The 233-nt window shown below is 46.8% G+C and carries 1 pseudogene; it reads right to left on the minus strand.

The features are described from left to right. Positions 1 to 233 (minus strand): annotated as a pseudogene (locus tag H5087_RS20070) (IS481 family transposase); the annotation flags it as partial.

Genomic DNA, 233 nt, shown 5'->3' on the forward strand with positions numbered 1-233 from the left:
GGAAGCTCGTACTGTTCGAAGTACGGCAGTACTTTGTCGTTGAGTATGTCAGCCGCAGTAATTGGCGTTTTCGTGGTGTAGAGCTTAGCGAACGCTACTTTGCTGTATGTATCAACGAAGGTTTGTTGGTAGATACGCCCAACGCCTTTGAGATTACCCACGTAAAATGTATCTTGAGAGCCTAGATAACCTGGGTGAGCCGTTTCAATTTCACCACACGCTTCGTCATCATG

Origin of the sequence: Pseudoalteromonas sp. SR43-7, assembly GCF_014163785.1 — a bacterium.
GTDB classification, from domain to species: Bacteria; Pseudomonadota; Gammaproteobacteria; order Enterobacterales; family Alteromonadaceae; genus Pseudoalteromonas; species Pseudoalteromonas distincta.